Source organism: Clostridium beijerinckii, assembly GCF_018223745.1.
GTDB classification, from domain to species: domain Bacteria; phylum Bacillota; class Clostridia; order Clostridiales; family Clostridiaceae; genus Clostridium; species Clostridium beijerinckii.
Window position 1 is genome coordinate 1,925,353 of sequence record NZ_CP073653.1, and the last position, 19,648, is coordinate 1,945,000.

Genomic DNA, 19,648 nt, shown 5'->3' on the forward strand with positions numbered 1-19,648 from the left:
AAAGCACTTTTTCTGAAATATAGTCTAGCAACTGATAGGGAGAAATCAATGTAAAAGAAAACTATCAGTTTTTAGTAATAGAAATAAAAAAGCTGTGCAAACTTATATATGAATAATATAGTAAGGGAGATAGATACATGAACAAAGTATTATATATTAAAGCAAATGCAAAACCAGAAGGAAAATCAAGAACTTTTAAAATTTCGGATGTATTTATAGATGAATAAAAAAAAATAATCCTGATGATGAAATTATTACATTAGATTTGTATAAAGAAGATATAGATTTCTTAAGAAGTAAGGATTTAGATACAGTATTTGGACCTAAAAATGAGGAAAGTAAAAATCATCCAACACTTAAGTATGCATATCAATTTGCAGAAGCTGATAAATATGTGATAGCAGCACCAATGTGGAATTTAAGTGTTCCGGCGATATTAAAGGCATATGTTGATTATATAAGTGTAGTAGGAATTGCGTTTAAATACACACAAGAAGGAGCTGTAGGACTTTTAGAAAATAAAAAGGCTGTATATATTGCGGCAAGAGGTGGCTCATATGCTGAAACACCATATGAGCTTGATGGTATCTATTTAAGAAGTATACTAGGCTTTTTTGGAATAAAAGACATTACAACTATTTCAGCTGAGAAATTAGATGTACAAGGAGAAAATGTTGATAAAATACTAGAAGAAGCTATAGATAAAGCAAAGGAAACTGCCAAGAATTTCTAAATTTAATAATATTATTTATTAATCATTATTAGCTATTAAATTAACTAGTTAATAATGATTAATTTTATTTATCCGGTTATTTTTATATGTAAATGTTAGAAAATTTTCATAAATTATAAACAAATCTTTTTATGTAGTAATCATGAATTTTAATGCATTTTCTATATTGTAAAATAATTTGGTAACTATTAAACTAAATTATATATGTTACAATAATAAATCTATATTTAAAGATCTAATAAGCTGCAAATTATTCTATTAAGATTAAATGCAGAGAGAAATATGTTATACGACGGAGGAATTTTACATGAACGATAAAAGCATAGAAATTATGAAAAAAATAATTGAGGAAAAGAAGCAAAAAAATAATAACAGTAAAAATAATCAAAGGGCAAAAAAAGTTATAGGAAAACATTCTAAAGGTGTAAAAGTGGGTAACGGTGGAGGTTTATTTGATAAGTAATAAGGCCATAAAATAATAAATTCATTACGAATAAAACTTTCAAAAGTAACTTGAACAGCACAAAGTAAGTATTTAATACTAAATTTATATTAACTAGAAGAAGTATATTATAAATGAAAGGCGGAGAAACTTAATGATGATAATAATTTCCCCAGCTAAAACTTTAGATTTTTCTAAGTTTAATGAGACATTACCAATGACTAAGCCATATTTCTTAAATGAGGCTAGAGAATTAGTTGAGGAGTTGAAAAAATATGATAATTTCTCTTTGGAAAAGCTTATGAAAATAAGTCCTAAGCTAGCTAAATTAAATACCCAAAGATTTCAAAATTGGTCAGAGTCTTTAGAATCTGCGAGACAGTGTCTAGTTGCATTTAAAGGTGAGGTTTTTAAGGGAATTGATGTAGGGAGTTATACGATGGAAGATTATTTTTATGCCAATGATAATCTAAGAATCTTATCAGGACTTTATGGAGTTTTAAAGCCTTTTGATGGAATAAATCTTTATAGGTTAGAAATGGCAACAAGGCTAGGTATTGGTGGGTTTAAAAATTTATATGATTATTGGGGGAATAAATTAATAGGTAATATTATGAAAGATATAGAAAGACGTGAAAATAATGCCATTGTTAATTTAGCTTCTTATGAATATTTTAAAGCAATAGAAGATATTAAAACAATAGGAGACATAAGGGTTATAACACCAATATTTAAGGAATATAGAGATGGAGAATATAAAATAATAACTATAATGGCGAAAAGAGCAAGAGGGCTGATGACCTCTTTTATTATAAGAAATAAGATAGAAGATTTAGAAGAATTAAAAGAATTCAATCACGATGGTTATGAATTTAATGAAGAGTTATCTAATGAAGCGGACTTGGTATTTACTAGAGATATACATAATAGTCACTAGATAATTTTGGATTTACTTGCTTTTAGACAAGCTAATTTAATGTATTTTACATAAAGGAGGTGAAATTAGATGATTGATATACTTTTATTAGGTTGCGGAGGTGGAATGCCTATGCCCAATAGATTTCTATCAGCTACACTAATAAACTATAGAGGAAGGAAAATTCTGGTTGACTGTGGTGAAGGAACTCAAGTATCAATGAGAATATCAAATACAGGATTTAAGTCTATAGATGTTATTTGCATTACTCATATCCACGGCGATCATATTGTAGGACTTCCAGGACTTCTTGGAACGATAGGTAATAGTGGAAGAACTGAACCCATAACAATTATAGGACCAGAAGGAATAAGAGAAACAGTAGAAAAATTAAGAGTAATAGCAAATTGGTTGCCTTATGAAATTAATATAATAGAAAATCCTAAAGATACCTTTAAATTATTTGATGGTAATATAAATTTAGATGTAGATATATCAGTTCTAGAGTTAGATCATTCTTCACCATGTATAGGTTATTGTTTTTATTTTAAACGGCAGCCAAAATTTGATGTAGAGAAAGCTGAAAAAAATAAAGTTCCTAAAATTCTGTGGAATAGGTTGCAAAGAAATGAAGAAAATATTGTGCTAGATGGTGCTTTATATACTAATGATATGGTAACGGGAGAAGAGAGGAAAGGAATAAAAGTCAGTATAATTACAGATACAAGACCAATTAAAAATATAATAGAATTTATTAATGATAGTGATTATTTCATTTGTGAGGGTACTTATGGAGATGATAAAGATTTACCTAAAGCTATTAAAAATAAACATATGACTTTTAGAGAAGCAGCTGATTTAGCACTAAAAGGCAATGTTAAAAAACTTTTATTAACTCATTTTGGAACGGCCATGAACGAGCCGGAAGAATACTTAAATAATGCAAATGAAGTTTTCGATAAAACTATAATTGGCTTTGATAGGTATAAAACAACTTTAAATTTTAATGAAGATTAATCCAGGAGAAACATAAAACCGATTATGAATATTAGTTTTATGTTTTTTTACTTTTAGTATTTGAGTACATTAATCTAAATGTGTATATGGTTTTGATGTTATACTTGATAGTAAGAAGATTAACATGAATTTGAGTTAGTTGTGAATTTAAAAAATGAAATTATATAATTTTTACATATATAAATAGCCAATGTAATAAAAAAAGAGTATAATATGGTAGAAATTATATAATAATTGGAGACGAAAGAAAAAGGAGAAATCAAGAAATGTTTTTAAAAAAAATATGTTATGTTTTTTATATGCTGTGGGTAAGGATAAAAGGAGTTAAGCATACATTTATTTTGAGAACTCAGGGTGATGAATCTGCTGAGGAGTATGTAAGAAAAACTGCATATCTTTGGAGTAAATTCACTTTAAAAATAATAGGAATAGAATTAGATGTGACGGGCACGGAAAATATACCTGAAGAGCAATGCGTGTTTGTAGGTAATCATTCAAGTATATTAGATATAATAATATTGCTTTATACTGTGAATAAGAAGATGGGATTTATTGCTAAAAGGGAATTGCTAAAAACTCCAATACTAGGTTACTGGTTGAAAAAGAGTAAATGTGTACCTTTAGACAGAAGTAATACAAGAGCTGCCATTGCATCAATAAATGAAGCAATTGAAAATATTAAGAATGGAAGTTCAATGGTTATATTTCCAGAGGGAACTAGAAATAAAGAAGGAAAAGTAGGGCAATTCAAAAAAGGAAGTTTGAAATTAGCAACTAAATCTCAAGCTATGATAGTGCCAGTAAGTATAGATAGGGCTTCTAGAGCATTTGAAGATACTAGGAAATTTAAACCTACAAAAATAAAAGTGGTATTTGGGAAAACTATTGATACTAAAAATTTATCTAAAGAAGAAGAGTATAATTTAGCAGAGAATATAAGAAATACAATTATAGATAACTTAAAATAAAGAATAGTTAATAATTTTTAGAACTAAATTATTTGTATTAATACTAATGCACAATTTTCAGTAAATAATTTTACGGGAAGAAGAAATTTATTTTATATAATAATTATTATGATAATTATAGATAAAATTTAAATTATGTTTTTTCTTTGAGATTACTTAGTTGAATATTGTGCATTTGTTTTATATTACTTCCAAATAATTTATGTGATATACTCTAAGTAAATACTAATAGAAGATTAAGGTAAATAATTATTTTATAAATAAACTATAAGGATGATTTGATGAAAAAGACAATAGGGATTTTAGCACATGTTGATGCAGGGAAGACTACATTTTCAGAACAAGTACTTTATCATACTAAAAGTATAACAAATAGAGGACGAGTAGATCATAAAGACTCATTTTTAGATAGTCATAATATAGAAAAAGAAAGAGGAATAACTGTATTTTCTGATCAAGGGACTTTTGAACTGAATGGTTCTACGTATTACTTAATTGACACTCCAGGACATATTGATTTTAGCACAGAGATGGAAAGGTCTATAGAAATTATGGATTATGCGATAATCATTATAAGCGGAGTTGAAGGAGTACAGGGTCATACAAAGACAGTGTGGAATTTATTAAGAAAATATAAGATTCCGACTATATTTTTCATTAATAAATTAGACAGAACTGGAGCAGATAAAGATAGAGTTATAAGAGAAATAAAAAGAGATTTATCGAGTGATGCGTGTTATATAGATAATAATTTTATTTATGACAGCAAAAAAGAAATAGATGATATAAACAAATTTGATGAGTTCAATTTAAATGAGTATTTAATAGAATTTATAAGTGAGCATAATGATGGACTTTTAGAAAAATATATTGAAGGAAACTATGATTATGATCTTTGGATAAAAACGTTTATATCACTCATAAAAGAAAATAAAGTATTTCCATGTTTTGGGGGATCTGCACTTCAAGATGATGGAATAATAGAATTCCTAAATATTATTGATAAATTAACATATACAGAGTATAAAAGTAATGAAAAATTTTCTGGGCGTGTGTATAAAATTCGTCATGATGAAAATGGAAATCGTGTAACTTTTATTAAAGCTTTAAAAGGAAAGTTAAAGATTAGAGAGGAAGTAAGCTATGGTGGTGAATTCGTAAAAGAATTAGATCATGTACAAGAAAATTCTAACGAAATTACTGAGAAGATAAGCAGTATAAGAATATATAATGGGAAAAAATTTAAAGCAGTGGATGTTGTAGAAGCTGGAGATTTATTTGCTGTGACAGGTATTTCAAAGGCAGTAGCAGGAGATGGTATTGGGGACCTAAAAGAAAAAACACAATACGAAATGACTCCAGCTTTAATGTCTAAAGTGATTTTTGATAAAAATTGCAATGCTCGTGAAATTTTAAGGTATTTCAAGGTGCTAGAGTCAGAAGACCCATCACTAAATGTTACATGGAATGAAATTCTTCAAGAAATCCATGTGCATGTAATGGGGAAAATTCAGCTAGAGGTATTGAAGGAGCTAGTTAAAGAAAGGTTTGGTTTAGTAGTTGATTTTGGTAAGTGTCAAATTATTTATAAGGAGACTATAGCAGAAGAATCTATAGGTCGTGGACACTTTGAGCCATTAAGACACTACGCAGAAGTGCATCTTAAACTTGAATCGTTGCCAAGGAATAGTGGAATTGTTTTTGAAAATAAATGTCATGACGATGATTTGACTCAAGGAAATCAGAATTTAATTAGAACGCATATTTTTGAGAGAGAGCATCATGGTATATTAACAGGATCGTCTATAACAGATATAAAGTTAACACTATTAACTGGAAGAGCTCATAATAAGCATACTTGCGGGGGGGATTTTAGGGAGGCAACATTTAGGGCATTAAGGCAAGGATTAGAGAAAGCTTATAATATACTATTGGAACCATATTATAAATTTGTAATAGGAGCCTCTAATGAACATGTTGGAAGAATTTTAGCAGATATTCAAAAACTAAGTGGAACTTTTGAACCTATAGAAATGCTAGAAAATAAAGTGATAATAAATGGGAGGGGACCAGTATCAACATTTATGGATTACAGTATGGAAGTTATAGCTTTTACAAGAGGGAAAGGCAGCATAAACTTAATATATGATGGATATGATTTATGCCATAATAGTGAAGAAGTAATAGAAACTAAAGCATACAATAAAAACGCTGATATTGAATATACGTCAACATCAGTATTTTGTTCGCATGGTCAAGGCTATTTGGTCACATGGGATAGAGCTGATGAGGAAATGCATATTGAATTTGATGCATAAATAAGTTACTATAGTAAATTTGCATTTAGGTAATTACTCATTTTAATAATTATAATGCAAATTTAATAATTTGGAGATAAAATGAAATATAAATTGGAGTTTGAAAAGAAGATTATAGAATTTGAGTTAATTCGTAGGAAAAGAAAAACTATATGTATTAAAATTGAAGAAAGTGGAAAAGTTGTTGTTAGTGCTCCTTTAAAAACTAGCAAAGATTATATTATGTTAGTTGTGAGAAAAAGGTCAGATTGGATTTTTGAAAAGCAGAAAGAAATGATTCAAAGAAATTCAAAAAAGACTAAGAGAGATTTTACACCAGAAAGCACATTTATATATTTAGGAAAAGAGTATTCTTTTAAATTAATTTTTGATGAAAAAATAAAGAACATATATATTCAACTTAGTGGAAATTTTAATAATGTATATAGAAATGGTAAAGAGCTATTAGGAGATATAGATATCAGTAATGAGGAGAAATGTTTTATAATACACACAAATACAATGGAAATAGAAAAATTAAGGGCAGCATTTGAAAAGTGGTATAGAAAAGAAACTTTGGAGATTGTTACACAAAGAATAGGTTATTATTCAAAGAATTTTAGAGACAAGGTTACAGGTATAAGAGTTAAGGAACAAAAAAGAAGATGGGCAAGCTGCACATGGAAAAATGTTATTCTATTTAATTGGAGATGTAGTATGGCAAGACCTGATGTTTTGGATTATATTGTTGTACACGAAATGTGCCATATGGACCACAGGAATCATTCAAAGGATTTCTGGAATAGAGTTCATGAAATAATGCCGGATTATAAAGAAAAACATGAATGGCTTAAATTAAATGGATTAAATATGTATTTATAGGATAAACACTGTAAAATATAATATGTGGATTTTGAGGTAACACTTTGTTTTTGTATGTTACCTCTTTTTATAATTACATATTTGTAGATTAGCCTATATAATATTTTCATCTAATTCTGTAAGTTCTTGTGTAGATGCATCTATATGCAAATTGTACGCTAAACCTAAGACAACTAAAAGTCCCCCGATGATTTTGGCTAATGGAATAGTATTTTGTATCACACAATCCAAAATGATTCCAGTAAAAAGTTGTCCAATAAATATTAATAAAGTGGCATAAAATGAGGTCATCTTTGGCGTTATAACACTAGATAAGATGACAACAATTACTCCTAATAGACCACCTAAATAAGCATAAAGTGGAAGAGTGCGAAATTGTTCAAGTAAAAATTTATCTTTTATAATAATAAATAATAATATTGATGCAACTAAACCAGTAATATAATTAAAAAAGCTTGATTGTACTAACCCTACCTTCTCAGAAAGTCTAGTATTTAGAATTCTTGAAATTACTACAATAGCGCCAGCTGCTATCGAAATTAAAACAAAAAACATATTAATAATTGCTCCTTTCTTTTAAAAAAATGACATGATAAAGATTCCAGCTGTTATAACTAAGAGGCCTATAAATTTTTTCTTATTAAAATTAGACTTTGGCACATCTAAGAATCCATAGTGATCAAAAGCTAATGAAGTTAATAGTTGGCCTAGAAGTCCTAATGCAACAGGAAGAGAAACTCCAAGAGCTGCATAGCTTAAGTTATTAAACATAACGGTGAAAACACTAATAGCCCCAGCAATATAAAGATATAATGGTAAATTATTCTTAAAAGTAATTTTAATCTTTTTAAAGATGACTATTCCTATAACAATTATTAATCCTACAAAGTGAATTACAATTAAAGAAGAATAGTTGCCAAGTCCGTCAGATAATTTAGCGTTGAAAGCAATCATAATAGTTATAAGTACGCCTATTAGTAATGATAAAATATTATACATAAGTGCTATCTCCTTAAATAAATTTATTATTTTGTTTATAAATAGTTTTAAGAGTTATTTTGATAGGAAAGTTGCTCTTTATATTGTAAATTACTATAATGAGATTTATATAGGACAAATGTCATGTTTAAAATTAATTTTTTTATTCAATATTTATTAGGAGTTGACTTCATTGATAAAGATAGAAGATAATATTAGGATTTCAGAATATATAAATAAAAATAAATTAGAAAACCTATTTTCAGAAGATATGGGAAGATATATGGAACTATATATGTTTAATAAAAATGAATATATCTGTAGGGAAGAAGAGATTTTAGAAAATATGTATTTTTTAGTTGAGGGAAAAGCTAAAGTATCTAAGCATCTAGAAAATGGTAAATCATTATTAATATCATTTTATAGTCCGATTACAATAATTGGAGATGCTGAATTTGTGAGAAATAATCCAACAGATTGCAGTGTTCAAGCAATTAAGGACACTTACTGTATAGGAATTAGATTTGATATTGTAAGAAAAATTCTAATAAATGATTGTAAGTTTTTGGTGAATTTATGTAGCTATTTGAGTGAGAAATTAACAAATAGCAGTACTAATACTTCAATAAACTTATTATATCCACTTGAAAATAGGCTTGCTAGTTATATAATAGCATTCTCTGAAATTGAAAATTCAAATACTAGAAAAATTGTATTTAGAGAAAATTATATTGAAATAGCAGAATTGCTAGGAACAAGTTATAGGCATTTAAGTAGAACATTGAATAAGCTTTGCTTAGAAGGGATTTTGAAAAGAGATAATAAGGAATATTTTATTCAGGATTATGATAAATTATTGTATTTAGCAGGAGATTTATATAAATAACAGATTGTTGTATTTACTTATTTTAGGATCCACCAGATATATAATTAGCATAGATTGATGCAAAGGCTTATTTAGATAAATATGAATTGAATTATATATTTAAGAATGGTATTAAAAAATGTCCTCTACTAAGTTTAAAATTATTTTTAGTAGAGGACTTTTACTCACACAAAATTTTGATTTAGTATTTTCAAAACTGCTAGTGGTCTGAATTTTATATTTCTACATTTCGTCTTCTTATTTTAAATCCAATTGCGCCCTCAATTTCGTTGACGTCTTTTATGTTCTTTGGATCTATAAACATGCATGTATAGCCGCTTTCGCCAGCTCTTCCAGTTCTACCAATACGATGTATATAACTTTCCACGCTTTCAGGAATATCGTAATTATAAATATGTGTTATTCCATTTATATCTAGTCCTCTTGCGGCAACATCGGTAGCAATTAAGTATTGAATTTCTGCATTTCTAAAAGATTTCATTATTCTCTCTCTTTTATTTTGAGGGATGTCACTATGTAATTTTTCGCAATTATATTTACGAGTATGCAAGACTGCTTCAAGTTCATCAACTCTTCTTTTTGTTCTACAAAATATAATAGCCATAAATGGATTATCTTCATCTAGAACTTTGCATAAAGCATCTCGTTTTTTTCTATCAGTAGTTTCAACAATATCTTGTTCTATAGCATCTAGAGCTATATCATCTTGTTTTATGAATACCTCAATAGGATCTTTCATATATCTATAAGCTAGTTTTTTTACAGAAGAGTCAATTGTAGCTGAAAAGCAAAGAAGTTGTTTTTTTCTAGGCATCTTACTTATAATCGATTCAACTTCGTTTTTAAATCCCATTAGTAACATTTGATCTGCTTCATCTAAGATAAAAGTTTTTAACTTACTTAAGTCGATAGTTTTTCTTTCTAGATGATCTAATAGTCTGCCTGGAGTTGCAATAATTAAGTGAATATTATTATTTAGTTTTTTTAACTGCGAAGCAATATCTTTACCTCCGTAAACAGGTAATATATTGATATCATTAAATTCTTTGAGTTTGTTAGCTTCATTAGTTATTTGTATTGCAAGCTCTCGAGTTGGAGTCAATATGAGAGCCTGAATTTCATTAGATTTTGAATTTATATTTTCTAAAAGAGGAAGTAAAAATGCAAGGGTTTTCCCAGTTCCTGTAGCTGCTTCTGCAATGACGTCTTTACCATCTCTTATTTTGGGGATACTTTGCTTCTGTATTGGTGTGGGATCAGCAATCCCTGATTTATTTAGTATTTTGATTAAATCGTCACTAAGACCTAATTGTTTAAAATTCATTATTTTCATACCTTTCATAATTTACAAATAAAGTATCAATTTAAGTATTTCTTTTTATGTTAGACACTATTCTTTATAATATAATTATCTAGCATTAAAAGTCAATCTACTATATAAAAGAGTTTTACAAAATAATAAAATGTGTTAAATTATAATAGGAAGAATAAAATGTATTTACAATTATGGGAAAAAGATAGTATTTTATATATTTATAAAGAAAGATTTGAAGAAAATCGTATGTAAAACAAAACTTTTAATAGTTGATTTTCTAAATGTGTCTTAATATAATTAAATATAGAAGAAAGGCAAGATACGGTGATTTTATGAAGATTTCAACAAAAGGTAGATATGGATTAAGAGCATTAATTGATATTTGTATATTCTCGGTTTCAGAGATGGTTACTGTAAAAAGTATTTCTGAAAGACAAGGAATATCTGAGAGATATTTGGAACAAATATTTTCTTCTTTAAGAAAAGGAGGCATTATAAATGCTAAGAAAGGAGCTCAAGGAGGCTACTTTTTGGCTAAAAGTTCTAGAGAATTTACAATTGGAGATATATTAAATGTTCTAGAAGGTGATTTACTTCTAATTGATATAGAGAATGATGAAAATGAAATAGAAAATTTTATGAGCGAAAATTTGTGGAATGTTATAAATAATAAAATAATTAATTTTTTCAATTCTATAACTTTAGAGGATTTGGTTAATGATTATAAAAAATACAATAAAGAAGATATGTATTATATTTAATCATGATTTAGTAGCAGTAGATATATATTTACTGCTACTAAATATGTACTGCCTACCATTACTGTAGGCTTATTTTATTTTAGCTTAATGCTTTTTAATTTGTTTTTTAATTCAAACATTTCTAATTCCAAGGAATCTATTTTTTTATCTAAGATTTCTATACGTTTAGAGTCAATTATCTTAGATTTTTCATCTAAAATTCTATCTATATCGGCCATAACTACAAGTAATTTTTTAAATAAATCATATGCTGTTTCCATATGAAAACTCCTTTCATTGAAATATAAATAATTTAGAAAGAGTAATGGATAATTAATTACTAAGGTAGTATATTCAATTTAAATATTTATTGTGAATTATATATTTCTATAATGTTTTTAGTTAATATTATAGATAAATTATCTATGTTAAAAGGGCTTGTATTATTCTTAAGACTATGTTATTATAAGTTCAATAAATTAAAACCTTTGATAAGAATAGTAGATAATAAAACTTAGTGTAAAGAGAGTTCGATGTTTGGTGAGAGTCGAGTACTGAAGATATTATTGAATGGGTCTTTGAGGTGACATTTTGAAATTTTAAGAGTAGGAATGTACGGGAAGTCAGCCGTTAAAATGACAGGATATAATTAGGAAATTTTGTGTTTGACTGAATTTCATAATAGTATCTGATAGCATATATACATTAGGTGGTATAGCGAAATTTATACATTTCGTCCTATTTAGGACGGGATGTTTTTTTATTTTTAATAAGTTTAATATGTTATTTGTTCTTATAAAATACTTTTAATTCTATTAAATATAGAGTTAGAAGTAAAAGTATTTACTATTCGCCATATTAAATTTGACTATTATTTAAAGATTAAAGTAGCTATGAGAAATACCGTTTAGATTGTATTTGATTTTGGGTGGCATAACGAGTCACTTCGTCCCAATATTCGGGATGGAGTGGCTTTTTTTATATAATTTAACTAAAATTGGGGGGAGAATCATGATTAATATTTCAAAGGAAACTTTTAATCAAAAAAAGAAGGATGAATATATATTTTCATTAATAAGTGAATTTAGAGGAGATGAAATTACTCCTATTAAAATTTTTGGTGGATTCAAAGGTAAAAGAAAATTTATTTTCGAAAGTGGAAGTAAAGAAAATTATTTCGGCAGGTATTCGTTTTTGGGAGAAAATCCCTATAAAGAAATTTGTGGGGATGGAAAAGAAGAAATAGATGAACTCAAAAAAGAAAGTAGATTAAAGTTTGATAATAGTACTAATATTTTTTCATTTAAAGGTGGGGCTATAGGATATATGGGATATGATTCCATACAGTTTTATGAGAAAAAACTTAATTTTAATAACAAAGATGATTTAAAGCTTCCTATAATAAGATTTAATTTTTATAACAGATATATTTGCTACGATCATTTTACTCATAAAGTTTATATTATAGACAACATATTAAAAAACGATGCTCGAGAGTATGATGAAATAATCGAATCACAATATGAATATATAAATAGTCTGCTTTATAAGCCGATAGTAACAGAGCCATCGAAAGGAAAGAAAGATGTTTCGTTCAGATTTCATACATCCAAAGAAGATTTTGAAGAAAAAGTTAGAAAAGCAAAAGAACATATATTGGCAGGCGATATATTCCAAGTTGTATTATCACAGAGAATGACTTGTGAAACTGAAAAAAGCCATTTTGAGATATATAGAAAGCTTAGAGAAGAGAACCCTTCACCGTATATGTACCTAATAGATTATGATAGCTATCAAGTTATAGGATCATCACCAGAAAGTTTAGTATCGGTGAGAGGAGGAAAAGTTATTACAAATCCTATAGCTGGAACTAGAAAAAGAGGTGAAACTCCAGAAATTGATAATGCACTTGAAAAAGAATTAATTGAAGATAAAAAGGAGCTTGCAGAACATGTTATGCTTGTTGATCTAGGAAGAAATGATATAGGTAAAGTAAGCAAGATAGGAACAGTTAATGTGAGCGATTTTATGAAAATTGAGAGGTTTTCGCATGTTATGCATATTACTACTAAGGTTGTTGGGGATATAAAAGATGATTTAGATGGATTTGATGCATTAGCAGCCTGCCTTCCAGCAGGAACAGTATCTGGTGCTCCTAAAATCAGAGCCATGGAGATTATAGAAGATCTTGAAGATTTCAAAAGAGGAATTTATTCAGGGGCCGTTGGATATTTTTCTTATGGAGGAAATATGGATACAGCAATCTCTATAAGGACGTTAATATTAAAAGATAAAACAGCTTATCTTCAGGCAGGAGCTGGAATAGTATATGATTCAGTTCCAGAAAAAGAATTTGAAGAAGTTCAAAGTAAACTAATGGCTTTAAAGGAGGCTTTAAGATGATTGCTTTAATAGATAATTATGATTCATTTACATTTAACTTATATCAATACTTAAGTGAATTTGCAGAAACAGTGGTTTTTAGAAATGATGAAATAACTGTAGAGAAGTTGAGAGAACTAAATCCAAAAGGTATAGTAATATCCCCAGGACCAGGTATTCCAGAGAATGCAGGTATATCGATAGATGTTGTAAAAGAATTGGGAAATAAGATTCCTATCTTAGGTATATGTCTTGGGCATCAAAGCATTGCAGAAGCTTATGGAGGAAAAGTAATTAGAGCAAACGAAATTTTTCATGGCAAAACATCAAAAATTCAAGTAAAAGGAAAGGATATATTTGAAGGAATACCAAGAAAATTAGAGGTTATGAGATATCATTCGCTTATAGTTGAGAATAGTTCACTTCCGGACTGTCTTGAAGTACTAGCTTTAACTGTTGAAGGCAACTATATAATGGCACTTAAGCATAAGGAATATAACGTTTTTGGACTTCAATTCCATCCGGAATCAATATATACAGCAAAAGGTAAACATATTATTGGAAATTTTGTGATTAATATTTGTGGGGACACATTAGGCGATTAAAATTAAATATTAAAGAATGTGATATTAAATGTGAAAGCGCTGAAATAAGCAATTTTATAAATTTTAAGGGGGCATTAAAATGATCATAAATGATGCAATCAAGAAGTTGGCTTTAAGGGAAGAATTAACTGAAGATGAAGTAAGAGGTGTAATTAATCAGATTATGAAAGGGGAAGCAACTTCGTCACAAATTGGAGGTTTCTTAGTTGGCCTTAGAGTAAATGGGGAAACTCCAAGGCAAATATTAGGTGCAGTTAAAGCAATTAGAGATAATGGGGTAAAAGTTGAAATAGAAAACACAGAACATTTGATTGATACCTGCGGTACAGGAGGAGATGGTTCAAAAACTTTTAATATATCTACAGCAGTAGCAATAGTTGCAGCAAGTGGTGGTGCTAAGGTTGCAAAGCATGGGAATCGCGCAGTTTCGAGTAAAAGTGGTTGTGCAGATGTACTAGTTGAACTTGGAATAAATATTGATTTTGATGAAATTCAAAGTAAAAAAATCATTGAGGAAAATGGAATGGCATTTCTATTTGCACCAAAATACAATGGTGCTATGAAGAATGTATCAAAAGAAAGAAAAGAACTTGGAATAAGAACAATTTTTAATTTACTAGGGCCGTTAGCAAATCCAGCACCAATTACTGGGCAACTAATGGGCGTATATGATGGAGCTTTACTAGAGGATATTGGGGAAGTATTGCTAAATCTTGGATTAAAGAGAGCAATGATTGTTCATGGTGATGATGGGTTAGATGAAATTACGATTACTACATCAACAAGTATATGTGAAGTTAAAGATGGAAAAATTAAAAATTACAAACTAGATCCAGAAAAGCTAGGTTTTAAGAAAGCTACTTTAGATGATATTAAGGGTGGAGAAGCAAAAGAAAACGCAGAAATAATAATTAAAATTCTTAAGGGGGAAAGAGGTCCTAAAAGAGATATTGTAGTTTTGAACTCGGGGGCCGCATTATACGTAGCGAACTTAGTTGATTCCATAGAAGATGGTATTAAAAAAGCATCAGAGCTCATTGATTCGAGAGCAGCTTATAAAAAGTATGAGGAACTTTCTAGTTTGCAAGTGATAGTTTAAATAATAATAAAGGGGGCAATGTTTTTGATTTTGGATGATATTATTGAAATGAAAAAAATAAGGGTAGAGAAGAGAAAAAAAGAAATTCCTATGAAAGAATTAGAAAAACAAGCATTATTTAGAGTTGAAAATGAAGTAGAAGCAAGTTTTAGAAATCCTTTTATAAAGGTATTAAGAAAAGATGGGTTATCAGTAATAGGAGAATTTAAAAAGGCATCACCATCTAAAGGCATTATTGTAGAGGACTTTAATATAAAAGAAATATTAAACTATTATACGTATATTGGAATAGATGTATTTTCAATTCTAACTGAAGAAGATTTCTTTTTAGGATGTGATGATTATTTAAAAGAAATTAGAAAAATTTCGCATACTCCAATATTGCGTAAAGATTTTATAATTGACTTCTACCAGATTTATGAGTCGAAAGTTTTGGGCGCGAATGGAATTTTGCTTATTGCTAGTGTTTTAGGTGAAAGGTTGGGGGAGTTTTACAAAGAAGCAAAGAGATTTAATTTAGAACCATTAGTAGAAATTCATAATAAGGCAGAACTAGATTTAGCACTTAAATATGATTGTGAAATTATTGGAGTTAATAATAGAGATTTAAAAAATTTCAATGTTTCGTTAGATATAACTAAAGAATTAATTCGGTGTATTCCAAAAGATAAGATAATAATAGCTGAAAGTGGAATCATGAGTATAGAAGATTTGAATGTAATTAAGGAATATGGAGTAGATGGAGTTTTAATTGGAGAATTATTTATGAGAAAAATAAATGATTCTGAATTTAAAGCTAAATATAAAGAATTTAGAAATAATAAGTAATTTATAAATCTAAAATAATATTAGATTATGTGAGGATTTGATATGATTCAAGTTAAAATTTGTGGGATAACTAATAAGAATGAGATTAAATATTTAAATATATTAAAGCCAGAATATATGGGATTTGTTTTTACAAAAAGTAAAAGACAGGTAACAGTAAGAGAAGCTAAACAGTTATCTAATAATTTAGATAAACAAATAAAAATCGTTGGAGTATTTAAAGATAATTCTATAGATGAAATTCTAGATGTAATTAACATACTACCTTTAAATATTATTCAGCTTCATGGAAAAGAAGATGAAAACTTTATATCATCGTTAAAGGCAAGAGTGGAGAAATCAGTAAGTATATGGAAAGCATTATCAATAAGCGATGCTGAAAATATAAGAAAATATGCAGATCATAAGTATAGAGATTCAATTGATAATATCCTTATTGATGGGGATAAACCAGGTAGTGGAGAAACTTTTCCATTAGAAGATATATGCGAATTATTAAAAGTAGATTCTAACAAGGAAAATAATTGTAATCTAACTAACAATACCTGCAGTTTCTTTTTGGCAGGTGGTATAACACCAGAAAATGTAGCTGAAAGAATAGTGAAAGTAAGTCCTTATGGAATTGATGTTTCATCAGGGATAGAAATAACAAATGAAGATGGAACTAGAACAAAATCTTTTGAAAAGATGAGAAGTTTAATTGAAAAAGTGAGAGCAATTAATATTAATTGAATCAAGAAAGGCGGAAAAGTAATGAAAGGTAGATTTAATGAATTTGGGGGGCAATATGTTCCTGAAACTGTAATGAATGCACTTATTGAACTTGAAGATGCTTACAATAAGGTGATAGATGATAAAGAATTTATGGATGAGTACATGTATTATTTAAACTATTATACAGGAAGACCAAGTCCACTTTATTATGCTGAAAATATGACAAAAGATTTAGGTGGGGCAAAAATTTATTTAAAGAGAGAAGATTTAAATCATACTGGCGCTCATAAAATTAATAATGCTTTAGGACAAGTACTCTTAGCTAAAAGAATGGGTAAGAAGAAAGTTATAGCAGAAACAGGTGCTGGACAACATGGCGTTGCAACAGCTACAGTAGCAGCAAAGTTTGGCTTGGAATGTAAGATATTTATGGGAGAAGAAGACATAAAGAGACAAGCTATGAATGTTAAGAAGATGGAACTTTTGGGTGCTGAAGTTGTTCCAGTATTAAATGGAGTAAGAACATTAAATGATGCAGTAACTGAAGCAATTAGATATTGGGCCTCAAATGTAGAAGATACATACTATGTTTTAGGAACAGCTGCTGGTCCTCACCCATATCCAACTATGGTTAGGAATTTCCAAAGAGTTATAGGTGATGAAGCTAGAAAGCAAATATTAGAGCTTGAAGGAAGGCTACCGGATTATATCTTAGCTCCAGTTGGTGGAGGAAGCAATGCAATAGGAATATTTTATCCATTTATTCACGACAAGGAAGTTAATCTTATTGGAGTTGAAGCTGCAGGTAAAGGTATTGAAACTGGAGAACATGCAGCAACCATTACAAAGAAGGAAAAAGGAATCTTACATGGAATGTTGAGTTATGTACTTCAGGATAATGATGGTGGAGTGCTTGAAGCATATTCAATATCAGCTGGTCTTGATTATCCAGGAGTTGGACCTGAACATGCATATTTAGCTGAAACTAATAGAGCTGAATATGAAAGCATAACAGATGAAGAAGCTGTAAGAGATGGATTTATGTATTTAACAAGAATAGAAGGGATAGTACCAGCCCTTGAATCATCTCATGCTGTAGCATATGCTAAAAAATTAGCACAAACACTTAGCAGCGATAAAATCATAATTGTAAATATTTCAGGGAGAGGAGATAAAGATATGGATGCTGTGCTTGCATATCTAGGTGAAAAATAATGAATAGAATAGATTTATCATTTAATAAAGTAAAAGAAGAAAATAGAAAAGCCTTAATACCTTTTGTAACATGTGGGGCAGATTTCACGGTTGAAGAAACAGCTGATTTGATAGTGTCTTTAGAAAAAGAAGGAGCAACTATAGTTGAAATTGGAGTGCCTTTTAGAGATCCTCTTGCTGATGGCCCAGTAATACAAAATGCATATACTAAAGCGCTTCAAAATGGAACAAAAGTAAAAGACGTATTTAGATGTGTAGAATTAATAAGGGGAAAATCAGAAGTTCCGATTGTATTAATGGTGTATTTCAATGTTGTATACTTTACTGGAGTAGAAAATTTCCTAAAAATAGCGGCAAAAAGCGGTGTAGATGGGCTTATAGTTCCAGATGTCCCTCTAGAGGAGAGGGGAGATCTTGATAAAATTTGTGAAGATAATGGCATATACTTAATTCCTCTAGTGGCTAGAACTTCAAAAGATAGAATAGCAGCAATAACAAAAGGGGCAAAAGGTTTTGTATATTGTGTATCTACAAATGGAACTACAGGGGAAAGAAAAACTTTGGATTCTGGCACTCATGAATATTTAGAAGAAGTTAGAAAGAACGTAGATATACCAATGTGCATCGGTTTTGGAATTTCGTCAAAAGAGGTAGTAAAAGAAGTTAAAGACTATTGTGATGGGGTAATTGTAGGTAGTGCAATAGTGAAGAGAATGGCAGAAGGCAAAGAAGCAGTAATAGATTTCGTGAAAGATTTAAGTGATGGTCTTAAATAATATAAAGTATATTTAATATGAGCTATAAAAAAATATCATATTTATTATTATGATATTTTCAGTTAAATCCACCTTATCGTAAAGATAAAGTGGATTTCATATTTTTATGTTAAACTGGCTGAAGTAGTGAAAAGTATATATTGGATATTTGCTTTATAAGTCCCATTTTTCAATTTGACAGCTAATTATACTTTGCGTACATATTCCTTTTTTGTACCAGTTACATGAGCTACATATTTTATTAAATTTAGCTTCACTAAAATTTTTGTAAATAGTATCTATAATTTCATGAAACGTATATACTTTATTTTCTTTGATATTGTATGTTCGTAAAGTATTATAATCTAATTCATTAACTTTATTTTGAGTGATGCAGCAATTATTAACTTGTCTATTAGGACAATTATTACATAGGATATCACATCCTACAATGAACATAACTTTAGAATAAGGATTTTCCTTAATTAAAGTTACCAATTTATCCATGCCTATTGTAAAATCCTTACTGTATCCTAATCCTTGATAAAAAAATAAGCAATTTATATGATGTGGTCTAAGTAATAACATTTTTATAACTCCATCTAATTTTTCTTCCAGTATATAGCATATAAAAATAGTTTGTCAACCTTATGGAATTGTAAGGTTGACTATTTGCATGATTGATTTATGAAATAGTTTATGTTGAAAATAAAGTTTATGATAAAGAAGTCTATAAAATATCTGGATATGAATTTTTTATAGGAGTAAAATATAATAATACATCAGTTAAAAAATAGTTTTATTAAGGTGTATTGAATATAAATAGTAAATTGTAATTAATAATGTTATAATTTTGAGGAAATGAGGTGTTTAAGT

The 19,648-nt window shown here is 28.7% G+C and carries 20 protein-coding genes and 1 pseudogene; 16 read left to right on the plus strand and 5 right to left on the minus strand.

Translation table 11 applies throughout. From position 1 onward, the window contains the following. Window positions 1-137: 137 nt before the first annotated feature. The 7 genes and pseudogenes from KEC93_RS08850 (at window position 138) to KEC93_RS08880 (ending at window position 7,255) form a co-directional block, all read left to right on the plus strand. Window positions 138-733: pseudogene (locus tag KEC93_RS08850) on the plus strand (FMN-dependent NADH-azoreductase). Window positions 734-1,040: 307 nt separating this feature from the next. Next, a complete protein-coding gene (locus KEC93_RS08855) occupies window positions 1,041-1,196 on the plus strand; it encodes a hypothetical protein (RefSeq protein ID WP_011969062.1) in 156 nt (51 codons plus the stop codon). A 133-nt stretch (window positions 1,197-1,329) separates the two neighbouring features. Further along, the gene (gene yaaA / locus KEC93_RS08860; protein ID WP_023974684.1) at window positions 1,330-2,112 is read left to right on the plus strand and encodes a peroxide stress protein YaaA; all 783 of its coding nucleotides are present in this window, start codon (window positions 1,330-1,332) and stop codon (window positions 2,110-2,112) included. A gap of 69 nt (window positions 2,113-2,181) precedes the next feature. Next, window positions 2,182-3,108: a ribonuclease Z gene (locus KEC93_RS08865; protein WP_077869463.1), complete on the plus strand. Its 927-nt coding sequence runs from the start codon at window positions 2,182-2,184 to the stop codon at window positions 3,106-3,108. A 266-nt stretch (window positions 3,109-3,374) separates the two neighbouring features. Continuing rightward, window positions 3,375-4,076: a lysophospholipid acyltransferase family protein gene (locus KEC93_RS08870; protein ID WP_011969065.1), complete on the plus strand. Its 702-nt coding sequence runs from the start codon at window positions 3,375-3,377 to the stop codon at window positions 4,074-4,076. A gap of 281 nt (window positions 4,077-4,357) precedes the next feature. Beyond that, window positions 4,358-6,394 carry a GTP-binding protein gene (locus KEC93_RS08875; RefSeq protein ID WP_077869462.1) on the plus strand — a complete coding sequence of 679 codons (2,037 nt, stop codon included), beginning with the start codon at window positions 4,358-4,360 and terminating at the stop codon, window positions 6,392-6,394. Window positions 6,395-6,475: 81 nt separating this feature from the next. Next, window positions 6,476-7,255: a M48 family metallopeptidase gene (locus KEC93_RS08880; protein ID WP_077869461.1), complete on the plus strand. Its 780-nt coding sequence runs from the start codon at window positions 6,476-6,478 to the stop codon at window positions 7,253-7,255. Between the two features lie 93 nt (window positions 7,256-7,348). Here the strand turns inward: KEC93_RS08880 and KEC93_RS08885 are convergent, their stop codons facing one another. Further along, entirely contained in the window at window positions 7,349-7,810 is a 462-nt protein-coding gene (locus KEC93_RS08885) for a DMT family transporter (RefSeq protein ID WP_011969068.1), read from the minus strand. A gap of 21 nt (window positions 7,811-7,831) precedes the next feature. Further along, window positions 7,832-8,254: a DMT family transporter gene (locus KEC93_RS08890; protein ID WP_011969069.1), complete on the minus strand. Its 423-nt coding sequence runs from the start codon at window positions 8,252-8,254 to the stop codon at window positions 7,832-7,834. Between the two features lie 172 nt (window positions 8,255-8,426). Here KEC93_RS08890 and KEC93_RS08895 point away from each other — a divergent pair, with 172 nt between their 5' ends. Beyond that, entirely contained in the window at window positions 8,427-9,119 is a 693-nt protein-coding gene (locus KEC93_RS08895) for a cyclic nucleotide-binding domain-containing protein (RefSeq protein ID WP_039770497.1), read from the plus strand. A gap of 214 nt (window positions 9,120-9,333) precedes the next feature. Here the strand turns inward: KEC93_RS08895 and KEC93_RS08900 are convergent, their stop codons facing one another. Next, window positions 9,334-10,443 (minus strand): DEAD/DEAH box helicase, encoded by a 1,110-nt coding sequence (locus KEC93_RS08900; protein ID WP_077830663.1) that lies wholly within the window; start codon window positions 10,441-10,443, stop codon window positions 9,334-9,336. Between the two features lie 323 nt (window positions 10,444-10,766). Here KEC93_RS08900 and KEC93_RS08905 point away from each other — a divergent pair, with 323 nt between their 5' ends. Beyond that, a complete protein-coding gene (locus KEC93_RS08905; protein ID WP_011969072.1) occupies window positions 10,767-11,195 on the plus strand; it encodes an RrF2 family transcriptional regulator in 429 nt (142 codons plus the stop codon). A gap of 74 nt (window positions 11,196-11,269) precedes the next feature. On the opposite strand, the gene KEC93_RS08910 is transcribed toward KEC93_RS08905, so the two are convergent. Further along, window positions 11,270-11,455, minus strand: a complete 186-nt coding sequence (locus KEC93_RS08910) for a hypothetical protein (RefSeq protein WP_023974682.1) — start codon at window positions 11,453-11,455, stop codon at window positions 11,270-11,272. Window positions 11,456-12,185: 730 nt separating this feature from the next. On the opposite strand from KEC93_RS08910, the gene trpE reads away from it, so the two are divergent. The 7 genes from trpE to trpA all read left to right on the plus strand — a co-directional run bounded on the left by trpE (window position 12,186) and on the right by trpA (window position 18,793). Continuing rightward, window positions 12,186-13,577 carry an anthranilate synthase component I gene (gene trpE / locus KEC93_RS08915; protein WP_077869460.1) on the plus strand — a complete coding sequence of 464 codons (1,392 nt, stop codon included), beginning with the start codon at window positions 12,186-12,188 and terminating at the stop codon, window positions 13,575-13,577. Further along, window positions 13,574-14,161 (plus strand): anthranilate synthase component II, encoded by a 588-nt coding sequence (locus KEC93_RS08920; RefSeq protein ID WP_017208942.1) that lies wholly within the window; start codon window positions 13,574-13,576, stop codon window positions 14,159-14,161. Before trpE ends, KEC93_RS08920 begins: the two co-directional genes overlap by 4 nt. 82 nt (window positions 14,162-14,243) lie before the next feature. Then, the gene (gene trpD, locus KEC93_RS08925) at window positions 14,244-15,260 is read left to right on the plus strand and encodes an anthranilate phosphoribosyltransferase (protein WP_207652012.1); all 1,017 of its coding nucleotides are present in this window, start codon (window positions 14,244-14,246) and stop codon (window positions 15,258-15,260) included. 24 nt (window positions 15,261-15,284) lie between these two features. Beyond that, window positions 15,285-16,088 carry an indole-3-glycerol phosphate synthase TrpC gene (gene trpC / locus KEC93_RS08930; RefSeq protein WP_077855706.1) on the plus strand — a complete coding sequence of 268 codons (804 nt, stop codon included), beginning with the start codon at window positions 15,285-15,287 and terminating at the stop codon, window positions 16,086-16,088. Between the two features lie 42 nt (window positions 16,089-16,130). Continuing rightward, window positions 16,131-16,820 carry a phosphoribosylanthranilate isomerase gene (locus KEC93_RS08935; RefSeq protein WP_011969077.1) on the plus strand — a complete coding sequence of 230 codons (690 nt, stop codon included), beginning with the start codon at window positions 16,131-16,133 and terminating at the stop codon, window positions 16,818-16,820. Between the two features lie 21 nt (window positions 16,821-16,841). Continuing rightward, a complete protein-coding gene (trpB, locus tag KEC93_RS08940) occupies window positions 16,842-18,017 on the plus strand; it encodes a tryptophan synthase subunit beta (RefSeq protein ID WP_017208946.1) in 1,176 nt (391 codons plus the stop codon). Further along, entirely contained in the window at window positions 18,017-18,793 is a 777-nt protein-coding gene (gene trpA, locus KEC93_RS08945; RefSeq protein WP_017208947.1) for a tryptophan synthase subunit alpha, read from the plus strand. Before trpB ends, trpA begins: the two co-directional genes overlap by 1 nt. A 153-nt stretch (window positions 18,794-18,946) precedes the next feature. On the opposite strand, the gene KEC93_RS08950 is transcribed toward trpA, so the two are convergent. Further along, window positions 18,947-19,360 carry a DUF1284 domain-containing protein gene (locus KEC93_RS08950; RefSeq protein ID WP_011969080.1) on the minus strand — a complete coding sequence of 138 codons (414 nt, stop codon included), beginning with the start codon at window positions 19,358-19,360 and terminating at the stop codon, window positions 18,947-18,949. Window positions 19,361-19,648 lie beyond the last annotated feature (288 nt).

Coding starts and splice junctions, on each gene's coding strand:
- trpE (WP_077869460.1), top strand. CDS start 12,186: ATGATTAATATTTCAAAGGAAACTTTTAATCAAAAAAAGAAGGATGAA.
- KEC93_RS08870 (WP_011969065.1), top strand. CDS start 3,375: ATGTTTTTAAAAAAAATATGTTATGTTTTTTATATGCTGTGGGTAAGG.
- yaaA (WP_023974684.1), top strand. CDS start 1,330: ATGATGATAATAATTTCCCCAGCTAAAACTTTAGATTTTTCTAAGTTT.
- KEC93_RS08880 (WP_077869461.1), top strand. CDS start 6,476: ATGAAATATAAATTGGAGTTTGAAAAGAAGATTATAGAATTTGAGTTA.
- KEC93_RS08865 (WP_077869463.1), top strand. CDS start 2,182: ATGATTGATATACTTTTATTAGGTTGCGGAGGTGGAATGCCTATGCCC.
- KEC93_RS08890 (WP_011969069.1), bottom strand. CDS start 8,254: ATGTATAATATTTTATCATTACTAATAGGCGTACTTATAACTATTATG.
- KEC93_RS08905 (WP_011969072.1), top strand. CDS start 10,767: ATGAAGATTTCAACAAAAGGTAGATATGGATTAAGAGCATTAATTGAT.
- KEC93_RS08855 (WP_011969062.1), top strand. CDS start 1,041: ATGAACGATAAAAGCATAGAAATTATGAAAAAAATAATTGAGGAAAAG.
- KEC93_RS08935 (WP_011969077.1), top strand. CDS start 16,131: ATGATTCAAGTTAAAATTTGTGGGATAACTAATAAGAATGAGATTAAA.
- trpB (WP_017208946.1), top strand. CDS start 16,842: ATGAAAGGTAGATTTAATGAATTTGGGGGGCAATATGTTCCTGAAACT.
- KEC93_RS08920 (WP_017208942.1), top strand. CDS start 13,574: ATGATTGCTTTAATAGATAATTATGATTCATTTACATTTAACTTATAT.
- KEC93_RS08910 (WP_023974682.1), bottom strand. CDS start 11,455: ATGGAAACAGCATATGATTTATTTAAAAAATTACTTGTAGTTATGGCC.
- KEC93_RS08950 (WP_011969080.1), bottom strand. CDS start 19,360: ATGTTATTACTTAGACCACATCATATAAATTGCTTATTTTTTTATCAA.
- trpA (WP_017208947.1), top strand. CDS start 18,017: ATGAATAGAATAGATTTATCATTTAATAAAGTAAAAGAAGAAAATAGA.
- KEC93_RS08885 (WP_011969068.1), bottom strand. CDS start 7,810: ATGTTTTTTGTTTTAATTTCGATAGCAGCTGGCGCTATTGTAGTAATT.
- KEC93_RS08875 (WP_077869462.1), top strand. CDS start 4,358: ATGAAAAAGACAATAGGGATTTTAGCACATGTTGATGCAGGGAAGACT.
- KEC93_RS08900 (WP_077830663.1), bottom strand. CDS start 10,443: ATGAATTTTAAACAATTAGGTCTTAGTGACGATTTAATCAAAATACTA.